Origin of the sequence: Nocardia sp. NPDC047038, assembly GCF_040644075.1 — a bacterium.
In the GTDB taxonomy this organism is placed as follows: Bacteria; Actinomycetota; Actinomycetes; order Mycobacteriales; family Mycobacteriaceae; genus Nocardia; species Nocardia sichangensis.
Genome location: NZ_JBEYVQ010000015.1, coordinates 104,305 through 124,469 on the forward strand (window position 1 = coordinate 104,305; position 20,165 = coordinate 124,469).

Below are 20,165 nucleotides of genomic sequence, written 5' to 3' on the forward strand. Positions count from 1 at the left end.
GTCCCTAGACTCTGGGGCGTGAGTTCACCCACGACCGCTCCGCGTCCTGCCCCCGCGTCCGGTTCCGGCGATCCCGGCTCGGGAGACCGGCCGACGCTGCTGTTGCTGGACGGGCATTCGATCGCCTATCGCGCGTTCTTCGCGCTACCGGCGGAGAATTTCAAGACGGTCACCGGGCAGACCACCAACGCGGTCTACGGCTTCACCGCGATGCTGATCAACCTGCTGCGCGACGAGAAGCCGACGCACGTGGCCGCGGCGTTCGACGTGTCGCGCCAGACCTTCCGCGCCGAGGCGTATCCGGAGTACAAAGCCAACCGCACCACCACGCCGGACGAGTTCCGCGGGCAGGTGGAACTCACCAAGGACGTATTGGGCGCGCTGGGCATTCCGGTGATGGCGATCGAGGGCTTCGAGGCCGACGACATCATCGCCACGCTCACCACGCAGGCGACGGCCGCGGGTTTCCGCGTGCTCATCGTCACCGGCGACCGGGACTCCATCCAGTTGGTGAACGAGAACGTCACGGTGCTGTACCCGCGCAAGGGCGTGTCCGACCTCACCCGGTTCACCCCTGACGAAGTGATGGCCAAATACGGCCTCACGCCCAACCAGTACCCCGACTACGCGGCGCTGCGCGGCGATCCGAGTGACAACCTGCCCGGCATTCCCGGCGTGGGGGAGAAGACCGCGGCCAAGTGGATCCGTGAGTACGGCGACCTGAACACGCTGGTCGAGAAGGTCGACCAGGTGAAAGGCAAGGTCGGCGACGCGCTGCGGGCCAATCTGAGCAGCGTGGTGCTCAACCGGCAGCTCACCGAGCTGATGCGGGAGGTGCCGCTGCCGTACACCCCCGATCAGCTGGCGCAGGGGCCGTGGGATCGCGAGAAGATCCATCAGCTGTTCGACGATCTCGAGTTCCGCGTGCTGCGCGACCGGCTGTTCGAGACGCTGGCTCCGCCGGAGCCGGAGGCGGAGGCCGGTTTCGAGATCAGCGGCGGCGCGCTGGAGATCGGCGCGGTCGCGGACTGGCTCGCCGAGCACGCGAAAGCCGGTGTGCGCCACGGTGTCTCGATCCTCGGCACCGGCTCCCCGGCCGGCGGTGACGTTCGTGCGCTCGCCATCGCCGCGGGTGACGGCGAGAGCGGCTATATCGACGTCACGGTGCTCACCCCCGAGGACGAGGCGGCGCTGGGCACCTGGCTGGCCGACCCGGCCGTGCCGAAGGCGCTGCACGAGGCCAAGGCCGCCCTGCACGCCCTGCGCGGCCGCGGCTGGGCACTGGGCGGGCTGACCAGCGACACCGCGCTGGCGGCGTATCTGGTCCGCCCGGGCCAGCGCACGTTCAACCTCGACGACCTGTCACTGCGCTACCTGCACCGCGAGTTGCGCGCCGAGACCGGCGAGACCGCGCAGCTGTCGCTGCTCGACGACGAGGACGCCGTCGACGCCGAACTCGCGCGGGCGCAGATGCTGCGCGCGCGTGCCGTCGCCGACCTGGCCGACGCGCTCGACGGGGAACTGGCCCAGATCGAGTCCACCCCGCTGCTGGCGGACATGGAGCTGCCGCTGCTGGGTGTGCTGTCCACCTTGGAGGAAGCGGGCATCGCGGTGGACACCGACCAGTTGGCGACGCTGCAGCGGCAGTTCGCCGACCGGGTGGCCGAGGCGGCCGAGGCGGCCTACGAGGTGATCGGCAAGCAGATCAACCTGGGCTCGCCCAAGCAGTTGCAGGTGGTGTTGTTCGACGAGCTGGACATGCCGAAGACCAAGCGCACCAAGACCGGCTACACCACCGACGCGGACGCGCTGGAATCGCTCTACGAGAAGACCCAGCACCCCTTCCTGGAGCATCTGCTCACGCACCGCGACGCCACGCGCTTGAAGGTCACCGTCGACGGCCTGCTCAAGTGCGTCGCCGAGGACGGTCGCATCCACACCACGTTCAACCAGACGATCGCGGCCACCGGGCGGCTGTCCTCCACCGAACCGAACTTGCAGAACATCCCGATCCGCACCGATACCGGCAGGCAGATCCGCGACACCTTCGTGGTCGGCTCCGGGTACCAGTCGCTGATGACCGCCGACTACAGCCAGATCGAGATGCGGATCATGGCGCACCTGTCCGGGGACGAGGGCCTGATCGAGGCGTTCAACTCGGGGGAGGACCTGCACAGCTTCGTGGCGTCGAAGGCCTTCGACATCCCGATCTCCGAGGTGAGCTCGGAACTGCGCCGCCGGATCAAGGCGATGTCCTACGGCCTGGCCTACGGGTTGAGCTCCTACGGTCTGTCCGCGCAGCTGAAGATCAGCACCACCGAGGCGAAGGAGCAGATGGAGGTCTACTTCGCCCGCTTCGGCCGCATCCGCGACTATCTGTACGAGGTGGTGGAGCAGGCACGCAAGGTCGGCTACACCGAGACGCTGTTCGGCCGCCGCCGGTACCTGCCCGATCTGGATTCCAGCAACCGGCAGCGCCGGGAGGCCGCCGAACGGATGGCGCTCAACGCCCCCATCCAGGGCACCGCGGCCGACATCATCAAGGTGGCGATGATCAACGTGCACCGGGCGATGCGCGAGGCGGGTTTGCGCTCCAGGATGCTGTTGCAGATCCACGACGAACTGCTGTTCGAGGTCGCCGACGGGGAACGGGAGACGCTCGAGGCGCTGGCGTGTGAGCAGATGTCCGCCGCGATCGCCCTCTCGGTGCCGCTGGAGGTCTCCGTCGGCGTCGGCCGCAGCTGGGACTCCGCCGCGCACTGACCGGCGCGGGCGCACCGCACCGACATGCCGGGCCCCACCGCACGGGCCCGGCATCAGGCATCCCGAGAGCTATCATCGGGCCACCGCGCGCAAGTAAACGAATCACGGTGAACAGGACCCATGTCCCGTGCCGCGCGGCCACCTACCGTGAGGCTGGTCATATATAGGGATTCACGCATACCGAGCGCAGGGGATGGCCCATGACTGTCACCGATGAGTACCTGGAGAACAACGCGGCGTACGCGAGCACCTTCCAAGGCCCGCTGCCGCTGCCGCCCGCGAAGGGCGTGGCCGTGGTCGCGTGTATGGACGCGCGGCTCAATGTCTACGGCGCGCTCGGCCTCGCCGAGGGCGAGGCGCACGTCATCCGCAACGCGGGCGGCGTCGTCACAGCCGACGAGATCCGCTCGCTGGCCATCAGCCAGCGGCTGCTGGGGACCAGGGAGATCATCCTGATCCACCACACCGACTGCGGCATGCTCACCTTCACCGACGACGACTTCAAGGCGAGCATCCAGGAGGAGACCGGCATCAAGCCCGAGTGGTCGGCTGAGGCTTTCTCGGACCTGGAAACCGATGTGCGCCAATCGATCGCGCGCATCGTCGCGAGCCCGTTCGTGCCGCACAAGGACTCCATCCGCGGCTTCGTCTTCGACGTCGCCACCGGAAAGCTGAACGAGGTTCTGCCCCGATAGGGACGAATTTCACACTGCGCCAGTGGGATCCGGGTGAAGTCACCCGGATCTCACTGCGTTGTGGCGTATTTCACGAGGGCTGTCGCACGATCAGGCGCGCCGATCCGGCGCCGAGATCCACCTCGTCGCGGGGTGGCGCGCCGTCGGATGCGTCCTCCCGATGCATCAGCGTCGTCATCCGCTGCTCGAACTCGTGGTGCTTGCCGCCTTGGAAAACCGCCGTGACCTCTTCGAACCCCGCCGCCGCGACGGGAAGCCCCGACCGCTTGCGAGTCCAGGGCAGCGCGCGGCCGCCGGTGAGTTTGTTACAGGCGACTTCGGCGAAGGCGAACAGGATGAGCAGGACGGCCAGACCCGGAATGGTCATCGCCACGAGGAGACCCATGTCACCGACGCTACCCTCGCTCTGGCCGCACCGCGCTGAACTGCACGTTTGATACTCGCCAGTAGACAATTCGGGCATCGAATGTGGTTGCTATTGCGCCGCGATGTCCCTATCCTCGATGCCGTGCCGAAACCCGCCGACCGCCGCAGCGCAGCGCTCCATGTCGCAGACCGCGACAGCGCTTTGCTTTCGGCGTCGCTCATCGGGCCCTCCGTGGCAACGCAGGCTACCGCCTCCGTGTCCGAGGATCGCGCCGAGCTACTTCCGCTCACCGCGATGGTGGCGCCGCTTCCCCGAGTTCTCGTAGTAGCCCGCCGTAGCGGGGTCTGATTCGGGCCGGCCCCCTCGCTGCGGGCATTTCCACTTGTTAGTGCTGGTCCCCTCTGTCAACTGAGCCACGACATTCTTCGGGAAGACCTACTTTCAATGACCATCCTGACTCTTGATACAGACATGTTCCAAGCCGCCGCGCCCAAGGGCCTACGGGCCGAAGCCACCGGGCTGACCTCGGCGGAGTTCCACAGCCGTTACTGTGCGCACGGCGGTCCGATCCGGCTCGGCGAGTGGTCGCCCGCGGGCGCCAGAACCGCGGAGTTCACCGCCACGCTGGAGTTCGCCGGGCATCTGCGGACCGTCGTCGCCACCGGCAGCCCCGTCGCGGCGATGACCTCGGCCCTCTACGAGGAGGGCTACCCCGTCGAGATCCTGCAATTCCACCAGCGGCGCACCGCCGAGGGCACCGCCACCTTCGTGCAGTGCGAATGCAACGGCAGGCGCGGCTGGGGCGCGGCGATCGCCGACGACGGCGCCGAGTCGACGGTCCGCGCCATGATCGCGGGCGTCAACCTGCTCGGCGTGTCCTGACATCGGGTCATTCGGCCTCGGGGCGGCGGCCTGCCGCCCCGAGGTTCGCGCCCGGCCACTGACGTGCGACAGGCCCGGACACGGACTGCCGCTTTCGCGTGTCCGTCCCCGGGCCCGAGTGAATTCCGTTGTGGCGCAGTGCCGCACCGCGCCACGCGAACTACTGTTCGGCCTTCTGCTGCTCGGCGAGCTGCTTGCGCACCTCGTCCATGTCCAGCGCCTTGACCTGGGTCACCAGGTCCTCGAGCGCCGCGGGCGGCAGCGCGCCGGGCTGCGCGAACACCAGCACGCCCTCCCGGAAAGCCATGATGGTCGGGATGGAGCGGATGTTGGCAGCCGCCGCGAGGCCCTGCTCGGATTCGGTGTCGACCTTTCCGTGCACCACGTCGGGGTGCTTGGTGGAGGAGGCCTCGAAAGTCGGTGCGAAACTCTTGCACGGGCCGCACCAATCGGCCCAGAAATCGACGAGTACCACGTCGTTTCCGGTGACTACCTCATCGAAATTGTGCTGGGTCAGCGTCTGGGTGGCCATGACGTCCTCTCGTTTCGGTGTGCCTGCTACAACGCGGGCTGCCTCGGTTATCTTCCACGACGGATCCGGCCGACCGGCCACTCGCGCCGCTGATCCCCGTCCCATCGACGGATACCCAGCACCGTCGCGGGGAAATCCCGGTCCCGCGCGACGGCGTGGATGGCCTCGCCGAGCTGGTGCGGGGGCACCCGCCTGGCGAGGGTGATGTGCGGGGTCCACGCGTCCGGATGCAGGTTGGCCGGAACGCCGGGGCACGGGGAGATCGTGTGGAAGATCCGGCGGTGCAGGGCGAGCAGTGCCTCGGACGGGACCACCATCCGCACCAGGATGGAGCGGCGGGCGCCGAAGACCACCAGCCCGCCGAGCCGCACGGGGATCGGCGCGAAGGCCTGCTCGTCCAGCGCCTGCTCGATGCGCGGCCAGATCTGCCTGGCCACCCCTGCGGTGATGTGCGGGCGGTTGGACTCGTCGGTGCGCGCGGCGAGGCTCGGCACGCCTGCTTCCGCCAGCAGTTGCCACTGGCGGCGGATCTCCGTGTCGGCGGCCTCGTCGAGGAGTAGTTCGACCGACTGCACCATGGTCTCCCGAAGGTAGCCGCAACCGGCGTGTCCGCGGGCCGGTTCCGGCGGCCGGGCGCGCCGGCGGGAGGATGTCCCGGTGAACGACGTGAAGCGACCCCGGGCGCACCGGGCACTGCGACTCGGCCTGATCGACGGCGACGGCATCGGCCCCGAGGTGGTGCGATCCGCCAGGCAGGTCGTCGACGAGGCGCTGTCCGCGGCGGGCGCCGCCCCGGTCGAGTGGGTGCCACTGGCCATGGGACACCAGGCCATCACCGAGTTCGGCACTCCGCTGCCCGAGCAGACGCTCGAGCAGCTGGCCGGTGTGGACGCGTGGATTCTCGGCCCGCACGACAACGCGTCCTATCCGGCCGAACATCGCGTCGCGCCGGGCGGGGTGATCCGCAAGCATTTCGACCTCTACGCCAACATCCGTCCCGCGCGGGCCTTCGCGGGTGTGCACGCGGCGGCCCCGGATATCGACCTGGTGATCGTGCGGGAGAACAGCGAGGGGTTCTATGCCGACCGCAACATGTTCGCCGGGTCGGGGGAATTCCGGCCGACGCCGGACATCGCGATGTCGGTCGGACTGGTGACCCGGGCCGCCTGCGAGCGGATCGCGCATCAGGCGTTCCGGCTGGCCGCGACCCGGAGCAAACGGGTGACGATCGTGCACAAGGCCAACGTCCTGCCCCTGACCATGGGCCTGTTCCGCGACGTCTGCCGCGCGGTCGGCCAGGACTACCCGGGAATCGAGGTCGACGAGGAACACGTCGACGCGGCGGCCGCGCACCTGGTCCGCGCCGCCTCCGACTACGACGTCCTGGTCACCGAGAACCTGTTCGGCGACATCCTGTCCGACCTGGCCGGTGAGTTGAGCGGATCGCTCGGACTGGCCGCGTCGCTCAACTGTTCGGCCACCACGGCCATGGCGCAGGCGGTGCACGGCGCGGCCCCGTCGCTGGCCGGGCACAACCGGGCGAACCCGGTGGCGCTGCAACTGTCGGCGGCGATGCTCTTGCGCTGGCTGGCGACCCGGGACGCCGAGATGGCCCTGGCGCGGGCGGGCGAGCGGATCGAACGCGCCGTCGCCGCGACCTTCGAGGCGGGCATCGCCACCGCCGACCTCGGCGGACTGGCATCCACCAGCGAATTCACCGAGCAGGTTTGCGCCAGGGTGCATCGCAGGTAGCGGTCAGCGAAATTTGCGCGGCCCGGCCAGTTCTCGCAACCGCGCCCAGTTCAGCGTCGGTGGCGGCACCCGCGTGCCCGGCCGGGTCCGCGGCACCCGCACCCGCAGCGCGCCCGGCGAGATCGCGCAGCGCACCGGCGTTTCGAGGCGGAGGGATTCGCCGTCCACACCGGCCGGGATCTCGGCCCGGTCCGCGTCGACGACCACCTCGGTGGCGGTGAGCCGCACCAGACCGCGATCGTGCGCCCTCCGCAGCAGGCCCACCGCTTGGCGCGTGCTCGCCACCGTGACCGTCACCACGCCGAGCAGACCCGCGTCCAGGCGGGCGCGGCGGCCGAGGCCCGCGAGATCGCCGGTGGCATAAGGGCCGTTGCTGACCAGGATCGCCTGGGGCCCGTCCACGGACACGTTGCCGATGCGCGCTCGCAACCCGGTGTCGGAACCACGTCCGAGCAGGTCGGGTAGCAGGCGCAACACGGTCCCGGTCTTGTCGTCGCGATACTGCGGACTCCGCACCACCTCCGCGTAGACGCCGAAGGAGGCGTTGTTGACGAACGTGCGCCCGTTGACGGTGCCGAGGTCGACCAGGATCTCGACACCGTCGCGCAGCGCAGCCAAGCCCGCGGCCGGGTTCTTCGTATCCAGTCCGAGATCCCGCGCGAAATGGTTTCGCGTACCGGCGCCGATCACCACGAACGGTAGCCGGTGTTCCGCGGCGACCGCCGCGACCGAGGCCTGCGTTCCGTCGCCGCCTGCCACGCCGAGGAGGTCGGCGCCCCGCTGAACCGCTCGCCGGGCCAGCGCGGCGACATCGATCGGATGCGACCCGGACAGCAGCGCCACTTCGGCGCCGAGTTCCCTGGCCTTGCGTGGCAGATCGAACTCGACCACCTTGCCCCCGCCGGAGCGGGGATTCATCACCAGGAACGGGTGTTGTGCCGGGGCGGCGGGGAACTCGGGCAGTCGCGACTCGCCGGGATCGTTCCGCAATGCCCGGCGTGCGCACGCCACGGCCACCGCGACCAGGGCTCCGGAGACCAGCACCACCCACAGCTGACGCTCCCGGACGAAGAGAAGCGCCACCGCGACCGGCGCCAGGATCGCCAGAGCCGCCGAAGCGACCCGCACCGCGCCACGGTTGACCAAGGACCAGTAGATTCCGGCGACGCCGACCGCGACGCCGCCCGTCACGGCGATCAGCAAGGTGAGCAGACCGAGCAGCCCGGCCACCGCGAGTGGCAGCACGGCCGCGGCGATCACGGCGGCGAATGCCGCCCTGGCCCACCACTGCCCAGCCATCGGCGGCTGCGCCGAGCGGCGCTCCGCTCCCGCCATCACGTACCGGTCCCGGCCGTGGCCCCGTCCTTCGTTTCGGGCTCGGCTGGTTGTTGCCAGGCCCGAGCGGGACGAATCAACAGCTCCAGCAGGAGCAGCGCCAGCAGCGCGCCCAGGACGATCCACACCACCACGAGACCGGTGGGGTAGCGCCAGAACACCAGCAGCAGCGCGGCGATGCCGATGATCGCGCAGCGCAGCGCGGTGCGCGCCCGGAAAGCCCAGGTCTCCACGGGGTTCGGCGGACGCGATCGCCGCAGTCGCTGTACCGCGTCCATGGCACGCCCGAAATCGCGGCGCACCACGGTGGCCGAGGCCGACCCTCCGGTGAGGTAAGCGCCCACCGCGATCACGAGACCGAGCACGGCGACCCCGCGCAGCGCGGTCCGCAGCGGAACCAGCACCGTGTCGATGAGGACGGTGGCCGCGTCCGGGGACAGCACATCGGGCGGCATTCTGTCCAGATACACCGCTCGCGCGATCATCAGCGCGATCGCCAAGATCAGCATGCCCACCGCAAGCGCGAGACCCACGAAGGCCAGGGCGCGGCGGCGACGGCCGACGGGTGCCGCGGCGATCGCGGCCACAGCGGCCGCGATCGTCACCCACGGCAGCACTGCCGAAGCTTTGTCGAGATTGTCGACCGCCCGTTGCGCCCGTACCAGTTCCGGCGACCGGAACAACACGAACTGTTTGTCGACCGCGGGGATCTTCTCGGCGAACGTGAAGCCGCGATCGATCAGCCGCGCCTTGACGTTCTCGATCACGGTGCGCAGCGAGAGGCTCACCGTGCCGTTCTCGTCGACGGTCACCGACTGCGGGCCGACGTGGCCGGTCAGCACCCCCACCAGCGCGGTGTGGGCGGCGCGGTTGGCTTGCACCCACAGATCCTCGAACTGGTCGCTGCGCACGAACGACAGCACGGTGTCGTTGACGAAGCCGCGGGCCTGCTGCGTGATCACCGGCGCCAGACCCTCGACCGCCCGGTCCACCCGAGGCCGGTTCGCGGTCGCCGGAACGGCGTCGGTCAGCGCGGCCAGGGCGTCCGCGGTCAGGCCCTCGATGTCGACGCGAGCGAAGATCTCGTCGGTGACCGTGTCGGCCACCTCCGTCTGCAGCGCCGGATCCGACCCCAGCGGCGCCACCGTGCTCAGGTACCGGTCGGTGTCGAGGATCTCGCCGCGCACGAAGCGCGCCAGCACCGTGGTGATCGCCAGGACGGCGACCAGCACCGTCAATATCACCACCGCGGTCCACCGCCACGCATGCCGCGGTGGCCGCGACACTCGCGGCGGCGCACCGCGCGCCTCCGTCCGCAGCGCGGCGACCTCGGCGCGCAGGCGCTCGAGCTCGGCGCGTTCGTCCGCGCTCAGCCGACGTTCGGGTGCATTGTCACTCGCGTTGGAATCCATGGGTTCCTCACTCCAGGAACGGATTCGGGTTGCGGGACGCGACCGGCAGCCGCGCTGCTCAGGCCGTCGCCGAGCCGGAGGGCGGCGCTCCGGGGCCGGCGGCGGAACCCGGCCCCTGGAACGTGGTCTCCGGGTTCCACGTCGTGACGGCCCAGATCACCACCACGTCCAGCGCGATGATCAGGATGGACCAACCCGGGTAGTACGGCAGCCACAGGAAGTTGGCGATGATCGACAGCGCCGCGATGACGATCGCCGACACCCGCGCCCAGGTCGCGCCGGTCATCAACGCGATGCCGACGACGATCATCACCACGCCGAGCACGATGTGAGTCCATCCCCAGGCGGTGAAGTCGAATTTGAAGGTGTACTGCTGGCCCTGGACGAACAACTCGTCCTCGGCGACCGCCGAGATTCCTTGGAACAGCTGAAGGAACCCGACGGTGGTCAGTATGATCGCGGCCGCAATCGATGTGCCCGCGGCGATGCCTTGCCGGACGCGGTGGTTTTCCTGGCCCACAGGCGTGTGTTGCGACATTTGCGGTTCCCTTTCGCGGCGATTTCGTATCGGCATGGGATGTGCGCATGCACGCCATGTCGGGACGGGCTTCGAACCTGAGGGTCCGGGCCGGGCTGAAGGTTTCGCGACCGGGTGGCGGTCGGCGGCGTACGCTATGACTGAGATTAGCATCGGGATGGCAGCCGAGTTCGAAGTTGTCATTTCTCGGATCCGGGATGCCGGTGCGTATTCCGGCAGACCTGTGAGAGGCCGATCGGCACGGCGGCCCGATTCGAACGAATTTCTCCATTTCGCAACGGAAAAGAGGCTTCCGGTGACCGATACCGATATCGACGCGATAGGCCCTATTGACTATCTCGTTATCGAATTTCCCCCGGATCGACCCCCGGACGGCTCGGCGCTGCCCATGCTGGCCGACCTCGTCGAGCGCGGCATAGTCCGGGTCCTCGATCTGGCGTTCGTCCGCAAGGACACCGACGGTTCCCTCACCGGAATCGACATCGCCGACATGGGACTCGAAGGGGACTTCGACATCACCCTGTTCGCGGAGGCGGGCTCGGGCCTGCTCGACGAAGCCGACCGCAGGGAAGCCGGGGCGGCGCTCGAACCGGGATGTTCGGCCGCGGTCCTGGTCTACGAGAACAGGTGGGCGGCGCCTTTCGCGTCCGCGTTGCGCCGCAACGGCGCTCAACTCGTTGCCTCCGGGCGCATCCCGGTGCAAAGCCTTTTGTCGTCGTTGGATGCCCTCGAGGCACAGAGTCGATAGGAGACAGTCATGCCAGGTTTGCTTCGCGGAGTCGCCCGCACCGCCGTCGTCGCGGGCACCGCGACCGCCGTCTCCAATCGGGTCTCCCGACGTCAGGGGGAACGCTGGGCGGCGCAGGAACAGTCGCAGTACGACCCGTACGCGCAGCAGCAGCAGCAGTACGCGCAGCAGCAGTATGCGCAGCAACCCGCCGCGCCGCAGCCCGCGCCCGCACCGCCGAGTGGCGGCGGTGCGGGCATGGACCGGATCACCGCGTTGAAGGAACTCGCCGAACTCAAAGCTCAGGGCGTACTGACGGAAGCCGAATTCGAGGCCGAGAAGGCCCGCATCCTCGCTTCCTGAGCGCGAAACCGGCGCTGGTCACCGACCCGCAGGCCGGGTGGGCGCCCCGCTCGGTTGCGGCGTCGGCGCCGCGCCCGCTTGCGGCGCCGCACCGGGCTGCTGTCCTGCCAGTGCCTGGGCCTTGAGTTGCTCGAATTCGGCCACGGTGATCGCGCCGGAGTCGAGGAGGGCTTTGGCGTCGGCGATGCTCTCCGCGGGAGACCTGCCCGCGACCTCCCGGATGTACTGGTCGGTGGCTTGTTTCGCTTCTGCCTGGGCATGTTGGGCGCGCAGGGCCATGCCCCGGCCCCGGACGACGAGGTAGACCAATGCCGCGAGGTAAGGGAACACCACCAAGGCGATCACCCACACGGCTTTGGCGATGCCCGAGACGGAGTGATCCCGGAACAGATCGACCAGAATCTGGAACAGCACGATCAGGTATGCCACGAAAGCGAATACGAGGATCGTGTACCACACGTAGTCCCAGAACGAATCCATGATGTGAACCTCCTCTGACGAGCCCGCGGCGTATTCGAAATCCGCGGCTCACCATGTCCTGGATCGGACCGTCGGACGGCCCGGTGGCCGGAAAACAAACCTTTCTCTGTGCGCTTGCCGGGCTCTGCCTGCCGTATATCTCTTTGTTCGGTAGGGCAGCCCGCATCGGTGCTCGGTGCGGGCGTCGGTGCGAAGCGTCCGAAAGAGGGAACGTTTCACCGCCGCCGTGTCGCTCGAATATTCGAGGGCACATCAATTTTCGAGTGTCCGGACAGTCGTTCGGTTCATCCGTCGATCCGGAGAAACTCGTCCGGCCCGAAAAGACCGGCAAATAATCATCGGCGCTGGCGGAGGCGTCGTCAAGATTGCCGGGGAATTCGGCGCCGGTGCCGCAACGGCGTCGTCGCGCGAACGGAGCCGGTGTCCGATGGACCGCGTGCCCGGATGTGAGCGCCGTGTCCACCGCCACGCCCCGGACCGCACGCGTGGGAAGAGCCGCGGCGTACGGCGGCGGAACCGGGCCGACGCAGAGCCCGAGCCGACGTCGTTCATTCGATCCGCGGAGCGGCACCCGGCGGAGTAGGGTCTCCCCGCCGGCGCCCCGGCACGGGGCGCGCGAGCAGATCGTGTTGCTGTTGCATTACTGTCCAGCGCGGAGCGGCCCGGTCGCTTAAATTGCCAAACGGGTGATGACGCCCGGGTAGCGTGGAGTCAAAATGTGGAGGGCTGCTGTGTCTGATCGTTCGTTTCTCGGCAGGCGCGCCCTGCGAGCCGCCACGGGCGCGCTCGCCGCGGGCGCACTGGTGCTGACCGGATGTACCACCAACACCGAGGACACCGGACCCTCGGTGGCCAAGGTGCAGGTGGACAAGGTCGACGAGATCGCCGCACAACTCCCCGACAAGATCAAGCAATCCGGCCGGCTCGTCGTCGGCGTGAACATCCCCTACCAGCCGAACGAGTACAAGGACGCCAGTGGCCGGATCGTCGGCTTCGACGTGGACCTGATGGACGCGATCGCCTCCGTGCTCGGCGTCAAGGCCGAGTACCTCGAGTCGGCCTTCGAGAAGATCATCCCCTCGATCCAGGCGGGCACCTACGACGTGGGCATGTCGTCGATCACCGACTCCAAGGAACGTGAGCAGCAGGTCGACTTCACCACCTACTTCAACGCGGGCATCCAGTGGGCCCAGCAGAAGGGCAAGCCGGTCGATCCGGAGAACGCCTGCGGCAAGAAGGTCGCCGTGCAGGCCACCACCGTGGAGCACACCGACGAGGTGCCCGCCAAGAGCGCCAAGTGCGTCGCCGCGGGCAAGCCCGCCATCGATATCAAGTCGTTCGACGAGCAGAGCGCCGCGACCAACGCGCTGGTGCTCGGTCAGGTCGACGCCATGTCGGCCGATTCGCCGGTGACGGCGTACGCGATCAAGCAGAGCGGCGGCAAGATCGAGAACGCGGGGCCGGTGTTCGACTCCGCGCCCTACGGCTGGGCGGTGCCCAAGGGCGCGCCGCTGGCCGCCGTGCTGCAGAAGGCGGTCCAGCACCTGATCGACACGGGCAAATACGCCGAGATCACGAAGAACTGGGGCGTGCAGGAAGGCGCGATCACGAAGTCCGTCGTCAACGGCGCCGTGAGCTGATCGATGACGGACAACGACACTCGGCCGGCGCCCGGCGATCCCGGGCCCGGCGGAGCGGATTCGACGCGGGAGCCGGAGCCGATCAAAGCGGTTCCGCTGCGCAGGCCGGGGCGCTGGATAGCGGCGGCGGTCATCCTCGTCCTGGTGGGGCTGTTCGTCTACGGCGCCGCCACGAACCCGGCCTATCGCTGGGATACCTATGGGAAGTACCTGTTCGACAGCAGGATCACGGCAGGCGCGATCGTCACGCTGGAACTCACCGTGTGCGCGATGGCGATCGCGGTCGTGCTCGGAACGGTGCTGGCCGTGATGCGGCTGTCGCCGAACCCGGTATTGCGCAGCTCGGCATGGGTGTACCTCTGGATCTTCCGTGGCACCCCGGTGTTCGTGCAGCTGGTGTTCTGGGGGCTGGTCCCCTCGCTGTACAGCCGGATCCAGCTCGGCGTTCCGTTCGGGCCGGAGTTCTTCCACCTCGACGTGCAGCAACTGCAGGCCGCGTTCGCCTTCGCCGTCCTCGGCCTCGGGCTCAACGAAGCGGCGTACATGGCCGAGATCGTGCGGGCCGGGATCAATTCCGTCGGTGAAGGGCAGCGGGAAGCGTCGCTGGCGCTCGGCATGTCCTGGAGCCAGACCATGCGCCGCACGGTGCTGCCGCAGGCCATGCGCGTGATCATCCCGCCGACCGGCAACGAGCTCATCGGCATGCTGAAGACCACCTCGCTGGTCACCGGCATCCCGCTGAGCACCGATCTGTTCGGCCGGGCGCGGGACATCTACGGCGTGAACTTCCAGCCCATTCCGCTGCTGTTGGTCGCCGCCACCTGGTATCTGGCGATCACGAGTGTGCTCATGGTCGGGCAGTACTACTTGGAGCGCTACTATTCGCGCGGCGTCTCCCGCACGCTGACCACCAAGCAGCTGCAGGAGCTGGCCGACGCCCAGCAGGGGGAGAAGGCCAAATGAGCGTGGAGGTCGAGAAGACCACGGCCCCTCCGATGGTCCTGGCGGACCGGGTCTGCAAGAACTTCGGCGCACTGCATGTGCTCAAGGGCGTCTCCCTCGAGGTGGGCCGCGGCGAAGTGCTGTGCCTGATCGGGCCGTCCGGCTCGGGTAAGTCCACCTTCCTGCGCTGCATCAATCACCTGGAGCAGGTGAACGCGGGCAGGCTGTACGTCGACGGCGAGATCGTGGGCTACCGGGAGAAGAACGACAAGCTCTACGAGATGCACCCGCGTGATGCGGCAAAGCAGCGCCGCGAGATCGGCATGGTGTTCCAGCATTTCAATCTGTTCCCGCACCGGACCGCGCTGGACAACATCATCGAGGCGCCCACCCAGGTCAAGAAGGTGCGTAAAGCGGAGGCGGTGGCCAGGGCGCGTGAGCTGCTGGACCGGGTCGGGCTGGCGGACAAGGCGAACGCCTACCCGGCGCAGCTGTCCGGCGGGCAGCAGCAGCGCGTCGCGATCGCCCGTGCCCTGGCCATGGACCCCAAGCTCATGCTGTTCGACGAGCCGACCTCGGCGCTGGATCCGGAGCTGGTCGGTGAGGTCCTCACGGTCATGCGGGAACTGGCCCGCTCGGGCATGACGATGGTCGTGGTGACCCATGAGATGGGATTCGCCCGCGAGGTCGCCGACCAGCTGGCGTTCATGGACGGCGGCGTGGTCGTCGAGTCGGGGCCGCCCAGACAACTGCTGGCGGATCCGCAGCACGAGCGCACCAAGGCGTTCCTCTCGCGACTGCTCTGAGGGGGTTACGTCCCGGCGCGCAACGCGATGCGCAGCTGTCCGAGCAGCACTTTGGCTGCCGGACTCGCAGGACGGTCGGTGCGCCAGACCAGTGCGAGGCGCCCGCGCGGTTCCGGTTCGACGATCCGGACGGTCCGCACCCCGAAGGCCGCGGCCTCCTCGGTGCTGAGCGCGGGCACGACCGCGACACCGAGACCGCGCGCCGCCAGGCGCAGCAGCAGCGCGGGCGCCGCCGCCTCGTAGGCGATCGCGGGCTCGAATCCCGCCGCGGCGCATGCCCGCTCGAAGACGCCGCGGCTTCCGGTGCCGGGGGTGAGACAGATCAGCGGACGATCCCGCAGCGCGGTCAGCGGGATCTCCGCACCGTAGTCGAGGTCCGCCACCGCGACGGCGGCGACCACCGCGGTCTCCAGCACCACTTCGATGCCGATGCCCGGTTCGAGGTCCGCGCCGGTCATCCCGATCAGGGCGATGTCGAGATCACCCCGGCCGAGGGCGGCGAGCATCCGCTCGGAGGTGTCCTCGGTGAGGCTGATGCCGACCTCGGGGTGGTCCCCGTGGAATTCGGCGAGCACGGCGGCGACGTCGAACTCCTCGACCGCCGCTCCCGAGATCAGGCCGACCCGGACCTGACCCCGCAGCAACCCGCTGAACTCGTCCACCGTATGGGTGATCCGCTCGGCGGCGGCCAGCGCCGCCTGCGCGTGCCGCAGAACGGCGGCGCCCACTTCGGTCAGGGTCACCGTACGCCCGCCACGGTCGAGCAGCGGTTGGCCGAGTTCGCGCTCCAGCTGCCGGATCTGGGCGCTCAGGCCGGGTTGGGCCAGATGCAGCCGAGCCGCCGCGCGGGTGAAGCTCGCTTCCTGGGCGACCGTGACGAAGTACCGTAGCTGACGCAGCTCCATAACCGGTCATTATAGGAACTAGAAGAAGTATCTGTTTTACTTCTTCACGCTGGCCGGGCAGGGTCGAAGCCATGGGAAACAACGCCGCACAGATCGAAGAAAACAGCGACATCTTCACCGGCCCGGTCTTCCGCCTTGGCGACGACGGTTACGACGCGGAGATCGCCGGGTTCCAGACCGCCTACACCCATCGGCCCGCGCTGATCGTGGGCGCGGTGCACACCGAGGACGTGCGCGCGGCCGTGGAATACGCCGCGCGCCACGATCTGCCGATCGCCGTGCAGGCCACCGGCCACGGACTGTCGGTCGCCGCGGACGGCGGTGTGCTGATCAGCACCGGGCGCATGACCGACATCCGGATCGATCCGGTGCGCCGGACCGCGCATGTCCGCGCGGGAGTGCGGGCGGGCGCGCTGGTCGACGCGGCGGCCGAGCACGGACTGGCGCCGCTGAACGGTTCGTCGCCGTCGGTGGGCGTGGTCGGCTATCTGCTCGGCGGCGGCGTCGGTCTGCTCGCGCGCCGGTTCGGGTACGCGGCCGAGCACGTGCGATCGATCGAGCTGGTCACCGCCGACGGCCGGGTGCGCACGCTGACGCCGGACGACGAGTTGTTCGGCGCCGTACTCGGCAGCGGGGGCAACTTCGGCGTGGTGACCGCGCTGGAAGTCGGCCTGGTCCCGGTCACCACGGTGTACGGCGGGCAGTTGGTGTTCGACACGCCGCTGGTCGAGCGGGCGCTGGACGCGTGGCGACGATGGACCGCGACCGTGCCGGAGGACCTCACCTCGACGGTCACCATGCTCGCCTTCCCGGATATCCCCCAGGTGCCCGCGCCGCTGCGTGGGCGGTACGTCGCCTCCATCCGGATCGCTTACAACGGGCCAGCGGAAGAAGGGGAACGGCTGGTCGCGCCGCTGCGGGCGGTGGGGGAACGACTGAAGGACGATCTGCGCGAAATGCCGTACCCGGAGTCGCACACCATTCACAGCGACCCTGACCATCCACACGCCTATGCCGCTACCAACGCGCTACTCGGCGAATTCACCGAGGAGACGGCCGCTGCCCTGCTCGCCGCCGCGGGCCCGGATTCCGGTGCGGGCGCGGTCGTCGACGTCCGTCATCTCGGCGGGGCACTGGCCCGCCCGAGCGATACCGGCATCGCCGTGGATCATCGCGAGGCCGCGTATGTCGTGCGAATCATCACCGGCCCCGAGGAGGCCGCGACTCGCGCCGCGATCCGCGCCGCGCTGACGCCGTGGACGCTCGGGCACAGCCTCAATTTCCTCTACGGCGCGGGCGCCGAAGCGGACGAGGCGCAGACCCGCGCGGGTTATCGGCCCGACACCTACGCCCGGCTGGCCGCGCTCAAGGCCGAGCACGATCCGCGCAATCTGTTCCGCTTCAACCGCAACATCCGGCCGGAAGCCCGCTGATCCCACCGCCGCCGCGCCCTGGTGCGGCGCGGCGGCGTCATGCTATCTTCGTGATATCACTCTGATATTGGGAGAATGTCATGCAGTTTCGATCCGCGTTCCACGTCGACGGCTTTCTGGTGCTGCTCGGGTGGTTCGTGCTCACGGTCTTGTTCGGCGGCGGCGCGGCGCTCGGTTTCGCCGTGGGCGCCAGGGACGGCAACGGCTTCGCGGTGGCCGGTGCGGTGGCGGCGGTCGTCGTGGTCGTCGTCCTGCTGCTGCTCGCGACCGGGCTGACCGTGGTGAACCCGAACGAGGCCAAAGTGGTGCAGTTCTTCGGCCGCTACGTCGGCTCGGTGAGCGAGCCCGGCTTCTATTCCGTGCTCCCGCTGACCGACCGCAAGAGCATCTCGCTGCGCGTGCGGAACTTCGAGACCCAGAAGCTCAAGGTCAACGACGCCGACGGCAACCCGGTGGAGATCGCCGCGGTGGTCGTCTACCGGGTGGTGGACAGCTTCAAGGCGGCCTTCGCCGTCGACGACTACGAGGAGTACGTCGAGACCCAGTCCGAGGCGGCCGTCCGGCACCTGGCCACGACGCACCCGTATGACGCGCACGAGGCCGACCGCACCAGCCTGCGCGACGGAGCGGAGGTGGCCGGGGAACTGACCGTCGAACTGCGTGAACGCACCGAAATGGCGGGTATCGAGGTGCTGGAGGCGCGGATCACCCACCTCGCCTACGCGCCCGAGATCGCCCAGGCCATGCTGGTCCGCCAGCAGGCCGCCCAGGTGGTCGCCGCGCGGACCCGGATCGTCGAGGGCGCGGTCGGCATGGTCGGCCTGGCGCTGGAGCGGCTCGCTCAGGAGGGCATGGTGGAACTGGACGAGGAGCGCAAGGCGGCGATGGTGTCGAACCTGCTCGTCGTGTTGTGCGGTGACCGTCCCACCCAGCCCGTCGTCAACGCCGGTTCGCTCTACTCCTGAGGCGGGCTGCCCATGGCCGAGCGCAAGAAACTGCTGCTACGCCTGGACCCGGCCGTCCACGACGCCATCGCGAAGTGGGCGGCCGACGACCTGCGCAGCATCAACGCCCAGATCGAGTACGCGCTGCGCCTGGCGCTGGAGCAGGCCGGACGCAAACCGAAGTCGCAGTGACACGACCTCGATACCGATCAGAGATGGTGCCCCGGCCCGAGGGCGCGAAGACTTGCAAGGTGTCAGCAAATGTCCGGCCATCGGAACCGAAAGGGGAAATGATGACCACGGTCGTGCACATCGATGACACCGTCCGCGATTACGAGACGTGGAAGCCCGCCTTCGACGGTCTGGTGCAGTACTACACCGAGGCGGGAGCCCGCAACTGCCGGGTGGCGCGGTTCACGCACAACCCCAACCGGGTGCTCATCGAGCTGGACTTCGACACCATGGCGGAGGCCGAAGCCTTCCGGGACGGTCTGCACAAGCTGATCGACCTGCCGCGGACGCAGATGCTACTGGTCAGCCACGAGGTCTCCATCCTCGAGCTGGTCGATGACCGCCGCCTCACGGCCCGGGCTTCCTCGTGACGAAGATGGCCGTACCGGGGAACAGCTCACCGCGCAGCGGGCTCCACTGCCCCCATTCGCGGTCGAGCCATTCCGGCCATTCCGGTTCGACGATGTCCTCCAGCACCAGGCCCGCCGCGACGATCTCCCTGACCCGGTCGCCGATGGTCCGGTGGTGCTCGACGTAGGTGGGCACGTCGTCGCCGTCGACCTCGACGTAAGGGGTGCGGTCGAAGTACGGGATGGTGGCGGTCAGGCCCGCCGGGCCGGGATCGTCCGGGAAGATCCAGCGCATCGGGTGGTTCACCGAGAACACCCAGCGCCCACCGGGGCACAGCACTCGCGCGACCTCGCGCATCACCTGCGCCGAATCGGCGACGAACGGCACCGCGCCGAACGCCGAGCAGGCCAGATCGAACGACGCGTCCGCGAACGGAAGGGCCTCGGCGTCCGCCTGCACCAGCGGCACTCGCGGGCCGCCGCGCGCCATCACCGCGAGGCCCCGCTCGAGCATCCCGCGCGACAGGTCGAGCCCGACGGGGCGCGCGCCCTGCCCCGCCAGCCAGCGCGAGCACGGAGCGGAGCCGCAGCCGATCTCCAGCACCGCTTTGCCGGTGACGTCGCCGAGGAATCTCATGTCGCCTTCGTGCAGGCCCTCCGGGCACCACACGAACTCGCCGCCGGGGGAGTCCACGCGAGGAACTCCGCGTGCGTCTCGTGGTACTGCGCGGCGTCGGCGTCCCACCATCGCCTGCTGGCCAGTCTGCTGGCCGCCGATCCGATCCGGGTCCGCACCGTGCCCGTCGTTCCGAGCAGTGCGTTTGCTTGCGCATGGCGATCTTCCGACACGCCGATCAGACTATCGGCGTGGCGCCCCGACCGGTTTGCCCGCCCGGACCGAGGTCGCGTACGCTGAACGCGCGAGTGTCTTCCGTACAGCCGTACCGAAGTTCAACCCGTGCTGAGTTTCACGCGCGTCGCGTGCGGTACGTTCCTAGTGTCCGTCTTCACACCTCGCGGTGAGATCGCAGCGTACCGAAAGTTCCAATGTCCGCAACCGACCACAAT

The 20,165-nt window shown here is 68.8% G+C and carries 21 protein-coding genes and 1 pseudogene; 13 read left to right on the forward strand and 9 right to left on the reverse strand.

The annotated features are described in order from the left end of the window. Positions 1–18 precede the first annotated feature (18 nt). Both polA and ABZ824_RS32535 read left to right on the forward strand, forming a co-directional pair. Entirely contained in the window at positions 19–2,763 is a 2,745-nt protein-coding gene (polA, locus tag ABZ824_RS32530; protein ID WP_356967825.1) for a DNA polymerase I, read from the forward strand. 200 nt (positions 2,764–2,963) lie between these two features. After that, positions 2,964–3,458: a carbonic anhydrase gene (locus ABZ824_RS32535; protein WP_355078244.1), complete on the forward strand. Its 495-nt coding sequence runs from the start codon at positions 2,964–2,966 to the stop codon at positions 3,456–3,458. Between the two features lie 70 nt (positions 3,459–3,528). Here the strand turns inward: ABZ824_RS32535 and ABZ824_RS32540 are convergent, their stop codons facing one another. Further along, on the reverse strand, positions 3,529–3,843 hold the full coding sequence (locus ABZ824_RS32540) for a DUF6191 domain-containing protein (protein WP_356967827.1): 315 nt from the start codon (positions 3,841–3,843) through the stop codon (positions 3,529–3,531). A gap of 426 nt (positions 3,844–4,269) precedes the next feature. Between ABZ824_RS32540 and ABZ824_RS32545 the strand changes: the two genes are divergently transcribed. Next, positions 4,270–4,707: a 2-keto-3-deoxygluconate kinase gene (locus ABZ824_RS32545; RefSeq protein WP_356967829.1), complete on the forward strand. Its 438-nt coding sequence runs from the start codon at positions 4,270–4,272 to the stop codon at positions 4,705–4,707. 160 nt (positions 4,708–4,867) lie between these two features. Here the strand turns inward: ABZ824_RS32545 and trxA are convergent, their stop codons facing one another. Further along, positions 4,868–5,239: a thioredoxin gene (gene trxA / locus ABZ824_RS32550; protein WP_355078241.1), complete on the reverse strand. Its 372-nt coding sequence runs from the start codon at positions 5,237–5,239 to the stop codon at positions 4,868–4,870. A 47-nt stretch (positions 5,240–5,286) separates the two neighbouring features. Then, complete coding sequence (locus ABZ824_RS32555) at positions 5,287–5,817, reverse strand: 2'-5' RNA ligase family protein (protein WP_355078240.1); 531 nt, start codon at positions 5,815–5,817, stop codon at positions 5,287–5,289. Positions 5,818–5,896: 79 nt separating this feature from the next. On the opposite strand from ABZ824_RS32555, the gene ABZ824_RS32560 reads away from it, so the two are divergent. Then, positions 5,897–6,991 (forward strand): isocitrate/isopropylmalate family dehydrogenase, encoded by a 1,095-nt coding sequence (locus tag ABZ824_RS32560; protein ID WP_356967831.1) that lies wholly within the window; start codon positions 5,897–5,899, stop codon positions 6,989–6,991. Between the two features lie 3 nt (positions 6,992–6,994). On the opposite strand, the gene ABZ824_RS32565 is transcribed toward ABZ824_RS32560, so the two are convergent. The 3 genes from ABZ824_RS32565 to ABZ824_RS32575 are packed head-to-tail and all read right to left on the reverse strand — an operon-like array spanning position 6,995 to position 10,276. After that, positions 6,995–8,290, reverse strand: a complete 1,296-nt coding sequence (locus ABZ824_RS32565) for a diacylglycerol kinase family protein (RefSeq protein WP_356967833.1) — start codon at positions 8,288–8,290, stop codon at positions 6,995–6,997. 35 nt (positions 8,291–8,325) lie between these two features. Next, positions 8,326–9,738 carry a hypothetical protein gene (locus ABZ824_RS32570; protein ID WP_355078238.1) on the reverse strand — a complete coding sequence of 471 codons (1,413 nt, stop codon included), beginning with the start codon at positions 9,736–9,738 and terminating at the stop codon, positions 8,326–8,328. 58 nt (positions 9,739–9,796) lie between these two features. Continuing rightward, the gene (locus ABZ824_RS32575; protein ID WP_356967835.1) at positions 9,797–10,276 is read right to left on the reverse strand and encodes a hypothetical protein; all 480 of its coding nucleotides are present in this window, start codon (positions 10,274–10,276) and stop codon (positions 9,797–9,799) included. Between the two features lie 295 nt (positions 10,277–10,571). Here ABZ824_RS32575 and ABZ824_RS32580 point away from each other — a divergent pair, with 295 nt between their 5' ends. Continuing rightward, positions 10,572–11,024, forward strand: a complete 453-nt coding sequence (locus ABZ824_RS32580) for a DUF6325 family protein (RefSeq protein ID WP_355078236.1) — start codon at positions 10,572–10,574, stop codon at positions 11,022–11,024. 9 nt (positions 11,025–11,033) lie between these two features. After that, positions 11,034–11,366, forward strand: a complete 333-nt coding sequence (locus ABZ824_RS32585; protein WP_356967837.1) for an SHOCT domain-containing protein — start codon at positions 11,034–11,036, stop codon at positions 11,364–11,366. An 18-nt stretch (positions 11,367–11,384) separates the two neighbouring features. Here ABZ824_RS32585 and ABZ824_RS32590 read toward each other — a convergent pair whose 3' ends face one another. Beyond that, positions 11,385–11,846: an SHOCT domain-containing protein gene (locus ABZ824_RS32590; RefSeq protein WP_356967839.1), complete on the reverse strand. Its 462-nt coding sequence runs from the start codon at positions 11,844–11,846 to the stop codon at positions 11,385–11,387. Positions 11,847–12,577: 731 nt separating this feature from the next. Between ABZ824_RS32590 and ABZ824_RS32595 the strand changes: the two genes are divergently transcribed. Genes ABZ824_RS32595 through ABZ824_RS32605 form a run of 3 tightly spaced genes read left to right on the forward strand, consistent with a single transcriptional unit; the run spans position 12,578 to position 15,234 of the window. Further along, positions 12,578–13,486: an ABC transporter substrate-binding protein gene (locus ABZ824_RS32595; RefSeq protein ID WP_356967841.1), complete on the forward strand. Its 909-nt coding sequence runs from the start codon at positions 12,578–12,580 to the stop codon at positions 13,484–13,486. Between the two features lie 3 nt (positions 13,487–13,489). Continuing rightward, on the forward strand, positions 13,490–14,449 hold the full coding sequence (locus ABZ824_RS32600; RefSeq protein WP_356967843.1) for an amino acid ABC transporter permease: 960 nt from the start codon (positions 13,490–13,492) through the stop codon (positions 14,447–14,449). A gap of 32 nt (positions 14,450–14,481) precedes the next feature. Beyond that, entirely contained in the window at positions 14,482–15,234 is a 753-nt protein-coding gene (locus ABZ824_RS32605) for an amino acid ABC transporter ATP-binding protein (protein ID WP_356967895.1), read from the forward strand. Between the two features lie 5 nt (positions 15,235–15,239). On the opposite strand, the gene ABZ824_RS32610 is transcribed toward ABZ824_RS32605, so the two are convergent. Continuing rightward, positions 15,240–16,139, reverse strand: a complete 900-nt coding sequence (locus ABZ824_RS32610; protein ID WP_356967845.1) for a LysR family transcriptional regulator — start codon at positions 16,137–16,139, stop codon at positions 15,240–15,242. A 71-nt stretch (positions 16,140–16,210) separates the two neighbouring features. Between ABZ824_RS32610 and ABZ824_RS32615 the strand changes: the two genes are divergently transcribed. The 4 genes from ABZ824_RS32615 to ABZ824_RS32630 all read left to right on the forward strand — a co-directional run bounded on the left by ABZ824_RS32615 (position 16,211) and on the right by ABZ824_RS32630 (position 19,118). After that, positions 16,211–17,572 (forward strand): FAD-binding oxidoreductase, encoded by a 1,362-nt coding sequence (locus ABZ824_RS32615; protein ID WP_356967847.1) that lies wholly within the window; start codon positions 16,211–16,213, stop codon positions 17,570–17,572. Positions 17,573–17,652: 80 nt separating this feature from the next. Continuing rightward, the gene (locus ABZ824_RS32620) at positions 17,653–18,537 is read left to right on the forward strand and encodes an SPFH domain-containing protein (protein WP_355078229.1); all 885 of its coding nucleotides are present in this window, start codon (positions 17,653–17,655) and stop codon (positions 18,535–18,537) included. Positions 18,538–18,549: 12 nt separating this feature from the next. After that, on the forward strand, positions 18,550–18,708 hold the full coding sequence (locus tag ABZ824_RS32625) for a hypothetical protein (RefSeq protein ID WP_168434213.1): 159 nt from the start codon (positions 18,550–18,552) through the stop codon (positions 18,706–18,708). A 101-nt stretch (positions 18,709–18,809) separates the two neighbouring features. Next, positions 18,810–19,118: a hypothetical protein gene (locus ABZ824_RS32630; RefSeq protein ID WP_355078228.1), complete on the forward strand. Its 309-nt coding sequence runs from the start codon at positions 18,810–18,812 to the stop codon at positions 19,116–19,118. Here ABZ824_RS32630 and ABZ824_RS32635 read toward each other — a convergent pair. Then, positions 19,096–19,946 (reverse strand): annotated as a pseudogene (locus ABZ824_RS32635) (class I SAM-dependent methyltransferase). The gene ABZ824_RS32630 and the pseudogene ABZ824_RS32635 sit on opposite strands and share 23 nt — an antisense overlap. Positions 19,947–20,165 lie beyond the last annotated feature (219 nt).